Source organism: Pectobacterium atrosepticum (assembly GCF_000740965.1).
Taxonomy (GTDB): domain Bacteria; phylum Pseudomonadota; class Gammaproteobacteria; order Enterobacterales; family Enterobacteriaceae; genus Pectobacterium; species Pectobacterium atrosepticum.
This window is the reverse complement of sequence record NZ_CP009125.1, coordinates 1,855,980-1,869,612: the sequence shown is the minus strand read 5'-3', so window position 1 is coordinate 1,869,612 and position 13,633 is coordinate 1,855,980. Positions and strand designations below refer to the sequence as shown.

Annotated in this window: 13 protein-coding genes, 2 tRNA genes and 2 pseudogenes; 5 read left to right on the top strand and 12 right to left on the bottom strand. The window is 40.8% G+C overall.

The window, feature by feature from the left end; all coding sequences use genetic code 11:
* Positions 1-170 precede the first annotated feature (170 nt).
* A tRNA-Lys gene (locus tag GZ59_RS08065) sits at positions 171-246 on the bottom strand.
* A gap of 332 nt (positions 247-578) precedes the next feature.
* Here GZ59_RS08065 and cycA point away from each other — a divergent pair.
* Entirely contained in the window at positions 579-1,991 is a 1,413-nt protein-coding gene (gene cycA / locus GZ59_RS08060; protein WP_011094416.1) for a D-serine/D-alanine/glycine transporter, read from the top strand.
* A gap of 169 nt (positions 1,992-2,160) precedes the next feature.
* Here cycA and iraP read toward each other — a convergent pair whose 3' ends face one another.
* Positions 2,161-2,427, bottom strand: a complete 267-nt coding sequence (gene iraP / locus GZ59_RS08055; RefSeq protein ID WP_011094417.1) for an anti-adapter protein IraP — start codon at positions 2,425-2,427, stop codon at positions 2,161-2,163.
* Between the two features lie 389 nt (positions 2,428-2,816).
* A pseudogene (locus GZ59_RS08050) lies at positions 2,817-3,083 on the bottom strand (LysR family transcriptional regulator); the annotation flags it as partial.
* A 378-nt stretch (positions 3,084-3,461) separates the two neighbouring features.
* Here GZ59_RS08050 and GZ59_RS08045 point away from each other — a divergent pair.
* The 3 genes from GZ59_RS08045 (at position 3,462) to GZ59_RS08035 (ending at position 5,500) form a co-directional block, all read left to right on the top strand.
* Positions 3,462-3,537, top strand: a tRNA-Asn gene (locus tag GZ59_RS08045).
* Between the two features lie 179 nt (positions 3,538-3,716).
* Positions 3,717-4,994, top strand: a complete 1,278-nt coding sequence (locus GZ59_RS08040) for a tyrosine-type recombinase/integrase (protein WP_039291127.1) — start codon at positions 3,717-3,719, stop codon at positions 4,992-4,994.
* 80 nt (positions 4,995-5,074) lie between these two features.
* Positions 5,075-5,500 carry an ATP-binding protein gene (locus tag GZ59_RS08035; RefSeq protein ID WP_039291125.1) on the top strand — a complete coding sequence of 142 codons (426 nt, stop codon included), beginning with the start codon at positions 5,075-5,077 and terminating at the stop codon, positions 5,498-5,500.
* A 37-nt stretch (positions 5,501-5,537) separates the two neighbouring features.
* Here the strand turns inward: GZ59_RS08035 and GZ59_RS08030 are convergent, their stop codons facing one another.
* From GZ59_RS08030 to GZ59_RS08025, 3 genes are all read right to left on the bottom strand, one after another.
* Positions 5,538-6,560, bottom strand: a complete 1,023-nt coding sequence (locus GZ59_RS08030; RefSeq protein WP_039291123.1) for a hypothetical protein — start codon at positions 6,558-6,560, stop codon at positions 5,538-5,540.
* A 320-nt stretch (positions 6,561-6,880) separates the two neighbouring features.
* Positions 6,881-7,090 carry a hypothetical protein gene (locus GZ59_RS24050; protein ID WP_071882767.1) on the bottom strand — a complete coding sequence of 70 codons (210 nt, stop codon included), beginning with the start codon at positions 7,088-7,090 and terminating at the stop codon, positions 6,881-6,883.
* A 19-nt stretch (positions 7,091-7,109) separates the two neighbouring features.
* Positions 7,110-7,964: a DUF4238 domain-containing protein gene (locus GZ59_RS08025; protein WP_158442935.1), complete on the bottom strand. Its 855-nt coding sequence runs from the start codon at positions 7,962-7,964 to the stop codon at positions 7,110-7,112.
* A 440-nt stretch (positions 7,965-8,404) separates the two neighbouring features.
* Between GZ59_RS08025 and GZ59_RS08020 the strand changes: the two genes are divergently transcribed.
* Complete coding sequence (locus GZ59_RS08020; protein WP_039291118.1) at positions 8,405-8,626, top strand: hypothetical protein; 222 nt, start codon at positions 8,405-8,407, stop codon at positions 8,624-8,626.
* 105 nt (positions 8,627-8,731) lie between these two features.
* On the opposite strand, the gene GZ59_RS22775 is transcribed toward GZ59_RS08020, so the two are convergent.
* The 6 genes and pseudogenes from GZ59_RS22775 to pilV form a co-directional block, all read right to left on the bottom strand.
* Positions 8,732-8,941, bottom strand: coding sequence for a DUF4926 domain-containing protein (locus GZ59_RS22775; protein ID WP_071882766.1), 210 nt, complete (start codon positions 8,939-8,941; stop codon positions 8,732-8,734).
* Between the two features lie 17 nt (positions 8,942-8,958).
* Complete coding sequence (locus GZ59_RS22770) at positions 8,959-9,177, bottom strand: CPCC family cysteine-rich protein (protein WP_071882765.1); 219 nt, start codon at positions 9,175-9,177, stop codon at positions 8,959-8,961.
* A 34-nt stretch (positions 9,178-9,211) separates the two neighbouring features.
* On the bottom strand, positions 9,212-9,679 hold the full coding sequence (locus GZ59_RS08015; RefSeq protein ID WP_039291116.1) for a DUF6392 family protein: 468 nt from the start codon (positions 9,677-9,679) through the stop codon (positions 9,212-9,214).
* Between the two features lie 398 nt (positions 9,680-10,077).
* A pseudogene (locus GZ59_RS08010) lies at positions 10,078-11,490 on the bottom strand (S-type pyocin domain-containing protein); the annotation flags it as partial.
* A gap of 219 nt (positions 11,491-11,709) precedes the next feature.
* Complete coding sequence (locus GZ59_RS08005) at positions 11,710-11,919, bottom strand: hypothetical protein (RefSeq protein WP_039291113.1); 210 nt, start codon at positions 11,917-11,919, stop codon at positions 11,710-11,712.
* A 94-nt stretch (positions 11,920-12,013) separates the two neighbouring features.
* Positions 12,014-13,606 carry a shufflon system plasmid conjugative transfer pilus tip adhesin PilV gene (pilV, locus tag GZ59_RS08000; RefSeq protein WP_039291111.1) on the bottom strand — a complete coding sequence of 531 codons (1,593 nt, stop codon included), beginning with the start codon at positions 13,604-13,606 and terminating at the stop codon, positions 12,014-12,016.
* Positions 13,607-13,633 lie beyond the last annotated feature (27 nt).

Genomic DNA, 13,633 nt, shown 5'->3' with positions numbered 1-13,633 from the left:
TCGTAGATATAGGCGAAAAATACTGAAATAGACATGAAATAAAATAAAGAGAAAGTGGAATTAATAAAAAATACGATGAAATTAAAGGATGGATACAATTTGATGGAAAGAGACTAAAGAAAACAAAATTATAACAAGTTTAAAATAAAACTGTAACTCTTTGAAATTGTTGGTGGGTCGTGCAGGGTTCGAACCTGCGACCAATTGATTAAGAGTCAACGGCTCTACCAACTGAGCTAACGACCCAACGGGGGGGATTATTCTCCTCCAGAGCTCACCTGTCAAATACTTCATATTAATTTTTTACACGCGATAATAGCATTGTTAGCAGTTGGCAATTTTGTTAATCTGCTCGGCCTATATATCTATGCCTTTCATCGTTTTATCTCTCCTTCATTTTAGGGCGAAAAACATACAGCATCACCTTACATCATTATCTGCCTTCTTTATGCTTATCTCAGACATCCGCTGTAATAAGTACTGCGGTTGAGCTATCTTATTCGTTTCGATTTTCGCAAATGAGAGCCGCCAAAGAGCTCAAAAAAACATCACAGACAGAAACAGGAAAGTGTACTTACATGGTCGAAAAATTAAAAGAAACCGCAGACCTTGCCCCTGAACAGGGAGAAGGACTGCAACGGAATCTGACTAATCGTCATATTCAGCTCATCGCTATCGGCGGAGCAATCGGTACTGGGCTATTCATGGGCTCGGGCAAAACAATCAGTATGGCAGGTCCTTCGATCATCTTCGTTTATATGATCATTGGTTTTATGCTGTTTTTTGTCATGCGCGCAATGGGAGAATTATTACTCTCCAATCTCAACTATAAGTCATTCAGCGATTTCGCTGCTGATCTACTCGGGCCATGGGCGGGGTTCTTTACCGGCTGGACTTACTGGTTCTGCTGGGTCGTAACCGGAATTGCCGATGTCGTAGCCATTAGCGCTTACTCTCAGTTCTGGTTCCCCGATTTATCGCAGTGGGTCTCTTCTCTGCTTTGCGTTCTGCTATTACTGACGCTAAATCTGGCAACCGTAAAACTGTTTGGTGAGATGGAATTCTGGTTCGCAATGATAAAAATTGTCGCTATCGTTGCGTTAATTGTGGTCGGTGTCGCGCTGGTCATGATGCAGTTCTCCTCTCCATCAGGAAACGTCGCCTCTTTTAACAACCTATGGAATGATGGCGGCATGTTCCCTAAAGGGATAAGTGGTTTCTTTGCTGGGTTCCAGATAGCCGTATTCGCATTTGTTGGTATCGAACTGGTTGGTACTACCGCCGCTGAAACTAAAAATCCGAAAGTCGTTCTACCACGTGCAATTAACGCCATCCCGATTCGCATCATCATGTTTTATGTTTTTGCATTAATCATGATTATGTCCGTGACACCGTGGGGGGCAATTACTGCGGATCGTAGTCCTTTCGTAGAAATGTTCGTTCTTGTTGGCTTACCTGCGGCCGCCAGTATGATCAACTTCGTCGTATTAACGTCTGCGGCATCCTCAGCCAATAGCGGTGTGTTCTCAACCAGCCGCATGCTATTTGGCCTCGCTAAACAAGGCGATGCACCGAAGAGCTTCGGCATGCTATCTAAACGCGCGGTTCCTTCAACCGGTCTGATGTTTTCTTGTATATGTTTACTCTCGGGCGTGGTGCTGATCTACCTGATTCCGAACGTGATGACCGTCTTTACGCTGGTGACCACCGTCTCCGCGATTTTATTCATGTTCATCTGGAGTATCATCCTATGTTCTTACCTGACATATCGTAAAAAACGCCCTCAGCTACATGCAGAGTCATCATATAAAATGCCATTGGGTGTTTTTATGTGCAGGGTATGCTTGGCCTTTTTCGCTTTTGTTATTGTACTGTTAACATTACAGCCAGATACACGTCAGGCGCTTGTTGTTACGCCGCTTTGGTTTATTGTTCTGGCTATTGCTTATCAGTTTGTTCGTCGAAAAAAGCAGGTTGTTGACGTGAAGTAAAGCGTATAAATGCAAGAAAGGCGCGGACAACGTCGGCGCCTTCAATTTTTTTCAGCAAAGTCACGCATAGCACAAGTATTCTCTATTATTGGATATAATCAATTCTCAATTGATGTGTGGAAATTAATATGCGATCAATTAATGTCGTCACCATTGATATATAAGAAAGTTATTCCCGTAATGAAACGGTTGTGATTCGATTGATATTTTTTTCCAATAATTCGAAAGCTAAGTAATTATGCTCATCCTTCCGCTGCGAAGCATCAGCAACCACACCTTCTATCTTTTTATTTAACTCATTGATTTTACCATCATCAAACGTTGAAACAATAGCAGAAATCAGCATCTCTAACGATTCAATCTTCGCGTTAAGCGCTTTTTCTCCAACTTCTTTTTCTGCCAACTTTATTAAAAGATGAGAGAGGATATTATTCATTTGAACTCCTTAATCAAAAAAATAACCGTCATACACCCATAAGGCAACACCTGTTCTTTGGTGCACAGGATTAGAGAAAACATAACGAAGATTAATGTAACACTGTGAATGGCATGACCGCTAGTGTCTATTACCATTTTAAGGAAATCATATTCACATTGCGGCAATAAAATGAAGCTGCAGATAAATAAACCAAATAAATAAAAAAACTAAAAAACCATTTTATTTTTAAGAGCAACGTCATTGTTTGGAAGAAACTCGATAACACTATGGAATTGTGATGAGACTCACGGAAAAGATATATAATTCCACAGAACATCTAGCAAGAAAGATTGATTGATAGCCAGCCATCGGGAAATGGCTGGCTCTATGACTAACGCTTACGCACTCATTGATTGCCGTACACCACTCACCGCATCCTTTGCCTGTTCGCACTGCGACAATATCGTCTGTGCATGAGAATAAAGAATTTTCCCCGCCTCGGTAGGCGTAACACCACGCCGACTCCGTACCAGCAGCTGTTTTTCGAGTTCACTCTCCAGCGTCGCGACCTGCTGGCTCAGCGCCGGTTGTGCAATATGCAACAACTCAGCAGCCTGTGTCAGGCTACCGATATCAACGATTTTCACAAAATACTTGAGCCGTCTAAGATTCATGTCTGCCTCCTGAGTAGTTACCCTAAAGAGGTAGCAAAAAGCGCGCCATATTTTGTACCTGTACCTAAGAAAAAGTGATACCTCCTTGATAAGCCACAGGTAAAATAAGGAAAAGCAATGATTCTGCTAACCAACGCTCCGGTTTTGTATCGGAAATCGGTCATAAGGCCAATGCCAACCTGCACCATCTTAAAGCAATCTCTGCTATTTTAGGGTGCAGATCTGCCCACCAATCAGCGCATTTCATTGCTTTCTAGTGCTCAACTTGAGCAATAATTTCAATATGTTGGTTATTAGTTCGGCAATCAAACGCACCGAGCTATAACAGTCTTTGACAACCCGAAACGCTCCCGCTATTATCCATCGCACTTAACCGATTCCTCTGTAGTTCAGTCGGTAGAACGGCGGACTGTTAATCCGTATGTCACTGGTTCGAGTCCAGTCAGAGGAGCCATTTTAGAGAAAGCAGACGTTCACTGACGTCTGCTTTTTTGCTTTTTATCAATTGGTTATCCCCTTCTTTAGGTTCGCCCTCGTTCACCAAAAAACGCTCGAAGCCATACCCTTTTGCTGGTAAAAATACTGGTAAAGCTGGTTCGATTTCGTTTTTACCAGCAATCGGAGGGAACCGTCATGTCACTTACTGATACTAAAGTAAAAAATGCCAAGCCGTCAGAAAAGGCGGTGAAGCTCACTGACGGGTTCGGCCTCTACCTGCTGGTGCATCCCAACGGTTCAAAATACTGGCAGTTAGGCTATCGCTTTGAAGGAAAACAGAAGGTGTTTTCCATCGGTGTCTACCCTGCTGTTTCACTGGCTGGTGCAAGACAACGCCGGGATGAAGCAAAAAAGCTGTTAGCGGCGGGAATTGATCCGAGCGCTAAAAAGCAGGCAGACAACAAAATCGTTCAAGAGAAGCGTAACAACACCCGCGCTTTCAAAACCGTTGCCAAAAGTTGGTTTGCCACCAAAACCACATGGTCGGAAGATTATCAGCGTTCTGTCTGGACACGACTGGAAACTTATCTGTTCCTCGACATCGGTAACAAGGACATTGCTGAACTGGATACAGGCGATCTGCTGGTTCCCATCAAAAAGATAGAGAAGCTGGGTTATCTGGAAATTGCTATGCGGGTGAAACAGTACACCACCGCCATCATGCGTTATGCCGTCCAGCAAAAGATGATCCGTTTCAATCCAGCCTATGATTTGGAAGGTGCGGTTCAGAAGCCACAGACGGAACACCGCCCCGCTATTGAACTGGAAGAGATACCTACCCTGCTGGAACGCATTGAGGGCTATCAGGGCCGTAGCAGACTGACCCAATTGGCGATAAAACTCAATCTGCTGATTTTTGTGCGTTCCAGTGAACTCCGCTTTGCCCGATGGTCAGAGATCGATTTCAACAGTACTTTGTGGGTTATTCCTGAACAGCGTGAAACCATTAAAGGGATCAAGCATTCAGGCCGTGGTGCCAAAATGCGCAGGAAGCATTATGTCCCCTTGTCCAATCAGGCACTGGCAATTTTGGCAGAACTAAAAGACCTCACCTATGACGTTAACGGTAATGACGGCTTTATCCTGACTGGCTGTTATGATGCGATGAAGCCAATGAGTGAAAACACCATCAACAAAGCACTACGCAAAATGGGCTATGACACCAAAACCGATTTGTGTGGTCATGGTTTCCGAACGCTGGCGTGTAGTGCCTTAATTGAATCGGGTATTTGGCCTGAAGACGTGGTTGAGCTTCAAATGAGCCATATGGAAAAGAACAACGTTCGCGCTGCCTACACTCACAAGGCCAAACATCTTGAACAACGTCGCCTGATGCTGCAATGGTGGGCTGATTTTCTGGACGCTAACCGGAATGGGATGGTCAGGCCGTTTGAGTTTACACATCAAACATAATTAATATTCTCACCAAGGCTGGAAAAAACGCCAAATTATCCCGTATACTATTTCCAACAAAATATATATGGGATAATAAAATGAAGAACATTGATGTCATCCTTGGGAAAGATCATTTAGAAGATATTTCTTCTGCAAGACCAATTCCAGCAATTAAAGAAATAATATGGAACGCTTTCGATTCAAGATCATTAATTGTCAAAGTTCTATTCCAGAAATGTCAGAATACAAATACGATTGAGAAAGTTATTATTAAGGATCAGGGAGAAGGCATCCCACATGATAATGTTTCGTCGTTGTTCGGTAGCCTTGGTGAATCTTGGAAGAAAAGTGCAAAAAAAAATGGAGACCGTTCTTTACACGGTCAGTTTGGGAAAGGACGTTTTAAAGCATTTTCACTGGGAGAGATAGTTATATGGTCAACCTGCATAGAAGATATCAGCCGTCAGCCTATATCCATCAGGCATCAGGTTATTCAGCGACTCATGGGAACCCTAACTGCATGAACATAACAGTGAGCGCCCCATGAATAAGCAGATATATTTACTCTGATTTACCTAATGGTTCAAAACTTGTTTGAATGAAGTTAACCGCACAACTCAAGTACCACTCAAAAGTAATTTTGCAAAGTTCAAGCCCTTTTTCTGATGCGGACTTGGAGAATTCAAGAAATCGGTCTTGAGTAATACTCATATCTTCAATTGATGACTCTACAAATCCATGCACAGCCTTATTCCTTTGAACTCTCCATTCATCTAGCTCATTGAATAGCTCGAATTTTTTTCCAAGATTATCTCTGGAGAGTTTAATCAGATTATTCAAGTTATGGGTTTGTGGTTTTATATTTTTCGCTTCTAAATAATTATATAGGATATTGCTAATTACACACTCTGATAAGGTTATTGCTTCAAGATAGAAGCCTGATGATATTGACTGTTCTATTCGTAATAAAGCCTTTCCTTGAGCATCATTTCTCTTTTTTATAATCTCTGCTGCTTTATCAAAATTTATATCATTTTTTTTTGCCCTATGAAGAGCCTCAAAAAGAGAATACCCTGACTTGCTCGATACCTTTTTGTCGAAAGCCTTAAGATAATTGTAATAAAATTCATGAAAGCCATTTATAAATGTAAATACGAAAGTCCAATCCCGCTTTACCCATTCGAAATACTTACCGGTTTTTTCAGGCTCTGGTATCTCCATGAGAGTATGTCCGATGTTATAGATCCAGTGGGGTAAAACATGAACCAATCCTGCAACGTGAATGCAGGTTCTGTACTTATTAGGATACATATATGCGTGTTCCGGTTCCCAATCAATTATATTTTGGGTTTGAACCCATAAATTCATCTCGTCTTTATTTGCATACTCTGAGAGCATATACATAAGAAGGTCATATATACTCTTAGGCCGCGGCGATAGATCTAAAATATTGTCACAAGTAAAACACGTAGATAAATTTACACAAAAAGCTTCAAGATCTAATCTTCCATTATTATTTATAAATTCATAGCTTTTTATGAACTCATAGAAACGTTCTTGCTCCTTCAGTAACTCTTTATCCATTCTATTCACCTTAAGGTCACCATGATTTTTAGAGGTTATTTAATCTTAACTCAATGATAAAAGGTTCTTCACATATCTCTGATAATCCCTTCCATCTTCATGTAAAAATAACAGTCCTTTACCACACCAAGGAATTTCATTTTTATCAAATTTAGCTGAATTGAGTTATTTTACATCATCAGGCCAGTTTTTCTCATGTTAATTAATGTTTTAATTTATATTCCAAATTTTTTATTAAAAAAAGTCATAACAGCAGTTTTGTTAATCATAAAGGGGTATTTGTTATTTAACAAAACCATAATGCTATGAAAATTTATTTTTTAAAAATTAAAATCATTTTTATCTAATGCATAGACTTGACTGTCACTAAATTCATACATTTTTCGATTCAGATTTACAACACTTTCTTGATTTATCTTAATTCTTTCAACAGACCAAGAATGATGAGGTGTTAATGAAATAGCAAGGGTTGGGCTTAGAGGGTAATAAAAATCATGCCCTTTGATATCATTATGTTCAGAATCCGACAATATATTGATAATAGGTTGATCAGAGGTAATAAATCGAGTTCCCCCCCGGCGCTCGAACTAAAGATAGCTTCATGGGATGCATTACCGTAAATAGTTTAGTCATGACCTGCGCCATATTATCCAAACAGTATGGTGCAATTTTATCTATATTAACATTCATTGAAAACTCAAACATTTGTTGTTTAACTTTCCTCATGTCAATTTTTATTGATTGCTCACTCAACATAGATTCAAATCTATTTAGGTTTCTTACTATTTCCGCCCTAGTTTCAAATAGAAAATCCACATTACTTACTATACGTTTTTTCATTCTATTAGTTCTGACATATTGCATAAAGAAATACATTCCGAAACTTATCCTACATCTTTCATCTAAATAAAAATCACAATTATCTTGCATAAGATTGTTGAGATAATCTATCCCCATGCGTTCATATTCGCATTGAATATCTTCTCCAATTTGTTTCCTTTTTTTATCAAAAAATTCATTGACCAGTTCGCGCCCCAAAGAGTCAATAATATTTCCTTCAAAATCTGACCATAGCTCATTTATATTTAGCATGAAATTTGGATTTTCACCTATATCTACTCTCTCAGACCAATAGCATGTTAAAAAAACAACTAATTTCTCCAAATCCGTTAAGGATTTAACTTCATAAAAGTATCGCTTTTGCGCAGTATTTTTAATACTAGTGTATTCTATTTTATGATTTTCTTTAAACAGGCACCATGTCTTCACTTCTTTTTTATCCTTCTTAGCCCAAGCAGACAGATAATGACGAAAAACATAATGTTGTTTTTTCGTGACTTGCGTGTTTTTAATTACACCTTTTATTTTTAATTCAAAATCATCTGTTCTGTTTTTTTCATTCATAACCATAACCTACTTATTTTTTATAAAACCTATCCTTTTGGATAAATATTAAACCAGCTAAGAGGCTGACGAGAAAATTCCTTAAGCTAGTTCCCCACAAATACTCGCAGCAGCGTCCTCAATTGCTCATACAGCTCTGGAGCTATACATATTTTGAGAGAGCAGAGACTTACCTAGCACGATTTTTCTATACCGAATTAACCAATTGAATTGACTAGTAAAATAAATGAGACTACATTGCAGCCGAAAAGGTTCACGTCTGCATACAAGGCTACCTATGAACCAGTTTCGCCCCTGAAAGGTACTGCAATACCAGACAAGGGCTAACCTCAACGTTATAAGGACTAACGCTATGGCTGTCTGTCAGTTTACCTATTCCCTTCCTGAAAATCTGCATCTGGCTACTGCTTTTTTGCCATATCCAGCAACGGAGGCTTACCATGTTCGATAACACCCCGCTGGAACTGGAAGAAATCATCGATCAGTGTCGGGCATTAATTTACGCAGTTGTTGAACTGGATGAACCCAAGGCAAAAGAGATTTTGATCTTCGTTCTTTGGGAACGACTTGATCTGTTATTCCGCACTTTTCATTCGCCAGAAGTGATTCCAGTAGACGAAGGAAACAGCCATGAGGATAACGCATTAAGACCACAACTTTAATTGCGTGGGAAGTTGAGCAGCACATAGGTTGTTGTGCTGCTATTTAATTTTTTTGATTACAGTTCGTCGTTATGAGATTTTTATTTTAATAGCTAAATCACCAGACTATTTTTTAAAATCAACCTTACTAATACAGTCTGGTGTTAATGTGATACAAGCTAGTGTCTCACCATTATCATCACAAAACTCTATCTCATATGCAGGGGATGGGACGTTATAAATGTGAACAATAGGCCCTAACATTCCTTTTTTAAACCCTTCATCTGGAAGATCATTTTTTAAAGAAATAACATCAAATAAAGAATAACTCGCCATTTACCCATACTATTAAATTATTTAACTTTCTGACCATTTTTAAAAGCTTCTCTAGCCTCATTTAAACTCATCTGATTTGCCCCTCCGGGGTAGTCAGGTTCTCGTGACTGAACGGGATCATCTTCCCATCCACAATGAGAGCAAATGTCATATTCACCTAATACTTCGAACTCATGTTTACCACAGCACGGGCATGGGTAGTTATATTTATTAGCCAATTCATTTACCTTTTTCATTATTCTTCACCGGGAGAATAAAATCAGATAGAAATCACCACCTAACCATTGACGAAAGTAAATATGTTATTGCTTCAACCTTTTCATTAGTGTCATAATCTATCTGCATGCTTACAGGGATATTATATTTTTTTAAATCATAAAGATCTGTATAGCCAATATCTTCTTTCAATACCTTCCTTGGAAGAAGGCTCTTCTCTGGAAAACCAATATTTTCATGCACCCAACCACGAATCATATTTTTACGTAAAGGCGCAGGTAATTCATTAGGAAAATTCCAGTTACTTATTTTTTCGTACTGAATTCTCAATGTTATCTCATTTAAAACTTTATCAACCCTATTAAAAGAAAGGTAAATACCTTCTTTTATCATATCCAAACTGATATCTGGATCGCCAGAAAAACCTGTTGGTTTTTTCTTATAGGGAATCAGACCTGCATCAAATATCTCTTGATACGTTTTTCCTAAGCAGTCGATTAACGCTTCTACGTTTACAGACATTAGTACAACCCCTGTTCTTCATTAAGTTTATGCATTTTATCTCTTGCCAGTTCTAACTGTTCTTCTGTTACACCATGCTCTTTTAATTGAGGTTTTATCGCATCAAAATTACGATCCAATGCCCCTCTCAAGTCTTGTGAATCAAGTTCAATATTATCTGCACTATTACGTCCACCATACGTTTCGCTGATTTTTTGGTGAATTTCGGTAGGAATGATAATCGCAGCAACCTCTTTAGCCATTTTTTCCAATTTATCTTTTCGCAAATCAGGATACAAACGCTTAAGGTAAGCTTTTACCGCAGCTGCAGAAGGCATGTGATCGGCCTGATACTTCCCTTGTCGTGAGCGTCCAATGAAATTACTGTATAAATCAACATCAAGCAAGTTAACAGGCAACTTACTCAAATAGATGTAAATCGGTGGAAACGAATTCTCCGGAAACACCAGAATGTAATCCCGAAAATCCTTCTCTTCCGGCATTGGTGTCGCAAGAATACTGACATCATCCATTTCGGGAATTTCAAATCCCGGCACTGCTGACGGGATAACAGGCTGTTCACCATGTGCCGTATCTGTAGGTAATTCCATGCCCGGATTGTCCGGTGTCCATAGAATCGTTGGTCCGGTTGCCCCCTCTTCCCAGAACGCATAGCGGTTATTGGGGAAATCGTATTTTAGCAGTCTGACACGCACCTGATCGCGCCCGCTTTCCATACTGGTGTGGTAGCCAACCGCCTTCAGCCTGCCTGTTTCCTCATCTTCCATCCACTGATAACGCACACGACTGGGGACGGTTCCCTGCTTATTAGCTGCCTCAAGCAATTTCTCAGGTGTCAGTAAATCTGCTTTTTCACCTTTCAGATGGTGTTGAATCAACGCTCCCATCAGCAGGAAACTTTGCGCCATCTGCAACTGACCTTGCCAGATTGATGGCCCAGAAAGGCGTTTCATCTGATGTGTCAGTGCCTTTGCTGCATCCTGATTGGCCTGAGCTACAGCGCCACCCGCAGCAGCGATCGCACCCGCCTGTGCTGCCGTACCTGCCATTACCACTTGTTGAGGTGGCGGCAACATTGCCGCATCCGCTTTACCCACTAACAAGTCAAAAACCGTTTTATACCACGGTTCCATCGGGGGTATCTGAGGCTTGTTAATCGCACCGGGCGGGGTCTTGGGTAACGGTTCGTTTTTTCCGGCAAATGACTGAGGAGGGGAAACAGCAGCAGAAGACGTGTTTTTCTTTTTCGCTGACTGCGCATACTGCTTAATCTCACCTTGTTTATCAGCCGGAGTAATCGACTCACCAACAGGTGCGGAGAAATAGACACTCATTTCCCCGATGTTGCCCTGTGGCTCGTCTTCCTTTCCCGCATCGGTACAACCCGCGCCACGTAAGCTGGATTTAGCAAAAACAGGTTCTACTGTCAGCATCGGCGACAATATCAATATAGGCGCACGGGTCAACGCTGCTTGTTTAGCGCATTCCTGAATCGGAGAACAATGTGGAGTATCACCAATGATGACGTTGCCACTACCGGACGTGATGACTCCACCACAATTGATGCTGTCCCCAATACGCGCAGCATTTTTACCGTTAATAATGACGGTCGATGAACCTTCGGCGATTTTTCGGGAATGAACACCATGGGGTGCATTGGGACAGGGACAACCATGAAGCAGAACAGCATCACCTTGTCGGGCAGCAGGCTGACCGTTAATAATCACGTCAGGACTGCCTTCAGTTATCGGGGTTTCAGGGAAGCAGTCATGACCACTTCCGATGTCATTAAGACGGGCAGCACCCGGCATTGTCATTTTCCTTTGACAGTGAAATATGCCTTTTGATGACTGAATGTTGGGCGCTTTTTATGAGGAATTCAATCCCGGAACCGTTAACAACGCCCAATACAGACGTTATTAGCGAAATTTTTATTTATGGTCAGATATTATTTTTCATAAACAATTATCTTGCTAAAAATTACATTATTTATTATGCAGATATAAACATGATAATAACCAGCTCAACAGTTACTCGCCCACAATAATAAAAACACGCATGCAATTTAGCTTATCCACTGAATGTGTGGCATGAGCCCCACAAGAACAGCTAATTACCAAATGATTGACATCCTGTTTATCAACAAGCGTTGAAGTTTTCATTTTTCCCAGATCAATAAATAACGCAATCAAAAAAACCAAAATAAAAAGAGAAATCCAGCCTATTTTACCTTTATTCATAATTATTATCCTATTTTATTTCCACATGGAAACAATTACTTCATAGGAAAATAAAAATCAAATTTTATTAAAAAGGTTTTTATTTATCACAAAACTATTGTGATAATGAAACGCTGATATCACTGCTGCTATGAAATCCAGAACTTGCCATAACCACCTGAACAACATCGCCCTGCTTTACTGCCGTCGTAAACATACGGAATGTCGCACCCGTATTTTCATAACCCCAGTAATGTCCACGACTTCCCGCTTTCCAGACCGTAATTGAGGTCGTGATTTGTCCCACCGTCTTACCCCCTACCAGAACATTAAACGTGGCTGAACCGGTGTGTGTACCATCTGCTGGGTAAAATTTTGACGCCACAAAAACATTGAGATAGTTAAAATCCCCCGAGGACTGAAAACGTAAACTGTCAGTGGCTGTTCGGGTGATACTGCCGCCACCTGTTCCTTTCCATTCCCCATTCTGGCAGGACAATATCGCGCCTGTTTCATCCCTGCTTATCAGACCATCAGGCGAACAAACCTCACCTGCAATTGATATTGAAGTCGGCTGCAAATATTTACCTGTAATATTTCCTGATGCAGAAATCGCTCCTGTCGTTTTTCCATCATTTGAACCCGATAATGTGAGGTCGCCTCTCACTCTTTGGCTACCCCAAATATCCAGTTTAACAGAGGAGTTGTTATCTCCATTCAGGGAAAGATAGCCATCACCCGCACCGCCTGATACGTTCAGCAGGAGCATATTCGGATCGCTGGTGCCACCGCCACCAATCTGAAGTTTGCTGGCTTGGGTTCTGGCTGAAACATAGCTTTCAGAGTTGATACCATTTTTTACCGTAAGCTGGCTGTTCATCGATACGTTCTTACCAAAGGTGGAAAATCCAATAACATTTAAATCTTCAGACACATTGACGTTCTTGGCAAAGCGCCCATAAGTGCCGTTAAACGAGGTCGCGTTAACATCACCCGATGCGGTAATATCTTTGGCATAATTAATACTCTGACCGCCCATATTCAAATCCCCTGTCATAGGGAGTGTTCCATCACGACGCAGATAAACCGAATACATAGAAGAATCGTAGCCAACACGGTAGGCCAGCAATCCTGCCGCATTTATCCCACTGTAGTTATTTTGGTTTTCGGTCCATTGACCAGCCGTACCCGATGCCACCGTAGCTGATTGCGTCATACCGCTATCAATACTAGCCGCTTGCATAGCACGACCTAATAAGTCATAGCGAACACGGTTTCCTTCTGACCAAGGCAATGTGGTGATAACAAGTCCATTAATGACGTAGTTAGGTGTTGTTCCAGAACGTTTTAACAAAATTTTATACGCTGATTTCTGCGCATTGATTCCGGTATAGCTGACAGGCAACAGCCCTTCATTCACTAACGTTTGATAAGTTATTTCACAGCCATTAGCCGAACAGGTTCTTGGTCCCGGATCGCTGCTCTGGCTGCTACTGGATGAGAGCGTTGAAAGTTTGTCATAGCGAATGCTGATATAACGATTAACTGCCTCACCCATCTGTTTCATCTGTGAACCTACGGTATTCGCCATGATGTTTTCTTGATCACTTTTCATGTCCTGAAACTTCATGAAAGCCATTGCTGAACCAACGCCTAATACCAATGTTATTTCCAATAGGGAAAACCCTTTTTGATTTGTTATTTTCATTCCTCACCGTCCTTTTTATTTTCACGT

Excerpts from the sequence above, each read along its gene's own strand:
- cycA (WP_011094416.1), top strand. The coding sequence starts at position 579 with ATGGTCGAAAAATTAAAAGAAACCGCAGACCTTGCCCCTGAACAGGGA.
- iraP (WP_011094417.1), bottom strand. The coding sequence starts at position 2,427 with ATGAATAATATCCTCTCTCATCTTTTAATAAAGTTGGCAGAAAAAGAA.
- GZ59_RS08040 (WP_039291127.1), top strand. The coding sequence starts at position 3,717 with ATGTCACTTACTGATACTAAAGTAAAAAATGCCAAGCCGTCAGAAAAG.
- GZ59_RS08035 (WP_039291125.1), top strand. The coding sequence starts at position 5,075 with ATGAAGAACATTGATGTCATCCTTGGGAAAGATCATTTAGAAGATATT.
- GZ59_RS08030 (WP_039291123.1), bottom strand. The coding sequence starts at position 6,560 with ATGGATAAAGAGTTACTGAAGGAGCAAGAACGTTTCTATGAGTTCATA.
- GZ59_RS08025 (WP_158442935.1), bottom strand. The coding sequence starts at position 7,964 with ATGAATGAAAAAAACAGAACAGATGATTTTGAATTAAAAATAAAAGGT.
- GZ59_RS08020 (WP_039291118.1), top strand. The coding sequence starts at position 8,405 with ATGTTCGATAACACCCCGCTGGAACTGGAAGAAATCATCGATCAGTGT.
- GZ59_RS22775 (WP_071882766.1), bottom strand. The coding sequence starts at position 8,941 with ATGGCGAGTTATTCTTTATTTGATGTTATTTCTTTAAAAAATGATCTT.
- GZ59_RS22770 (WP_071882765.1), bottom strand. The coding sequence starts at position 9,177 with ATGAAAAAGGTAAATGAATTGGCTAATAAATATAACTACCCATGCCCG.
- GZ59_RS08015 (WP_039291116.1), bottom strand. The coding sequence starts at position 9,679 with ATGTCTGTAAACGTAGAAGCGTTAATCGACTGCTTAGGAAAAACGTAT.
- GZ59_RS08005 (WP_039291113.1), bottom strand. The coding sequence starts at position 11,919 with ATGAATAAAGGTAAAATAGGCTGGATTTCTCTTTTTATTTTGGTTTTT.
- pilV (WP_039291111.1), bottom strand. The coding sequence starts at position 13,606 with ATGAAAATAACAAATCAAAAAGGGTTTTCCCTATTGGAAATAACATTG.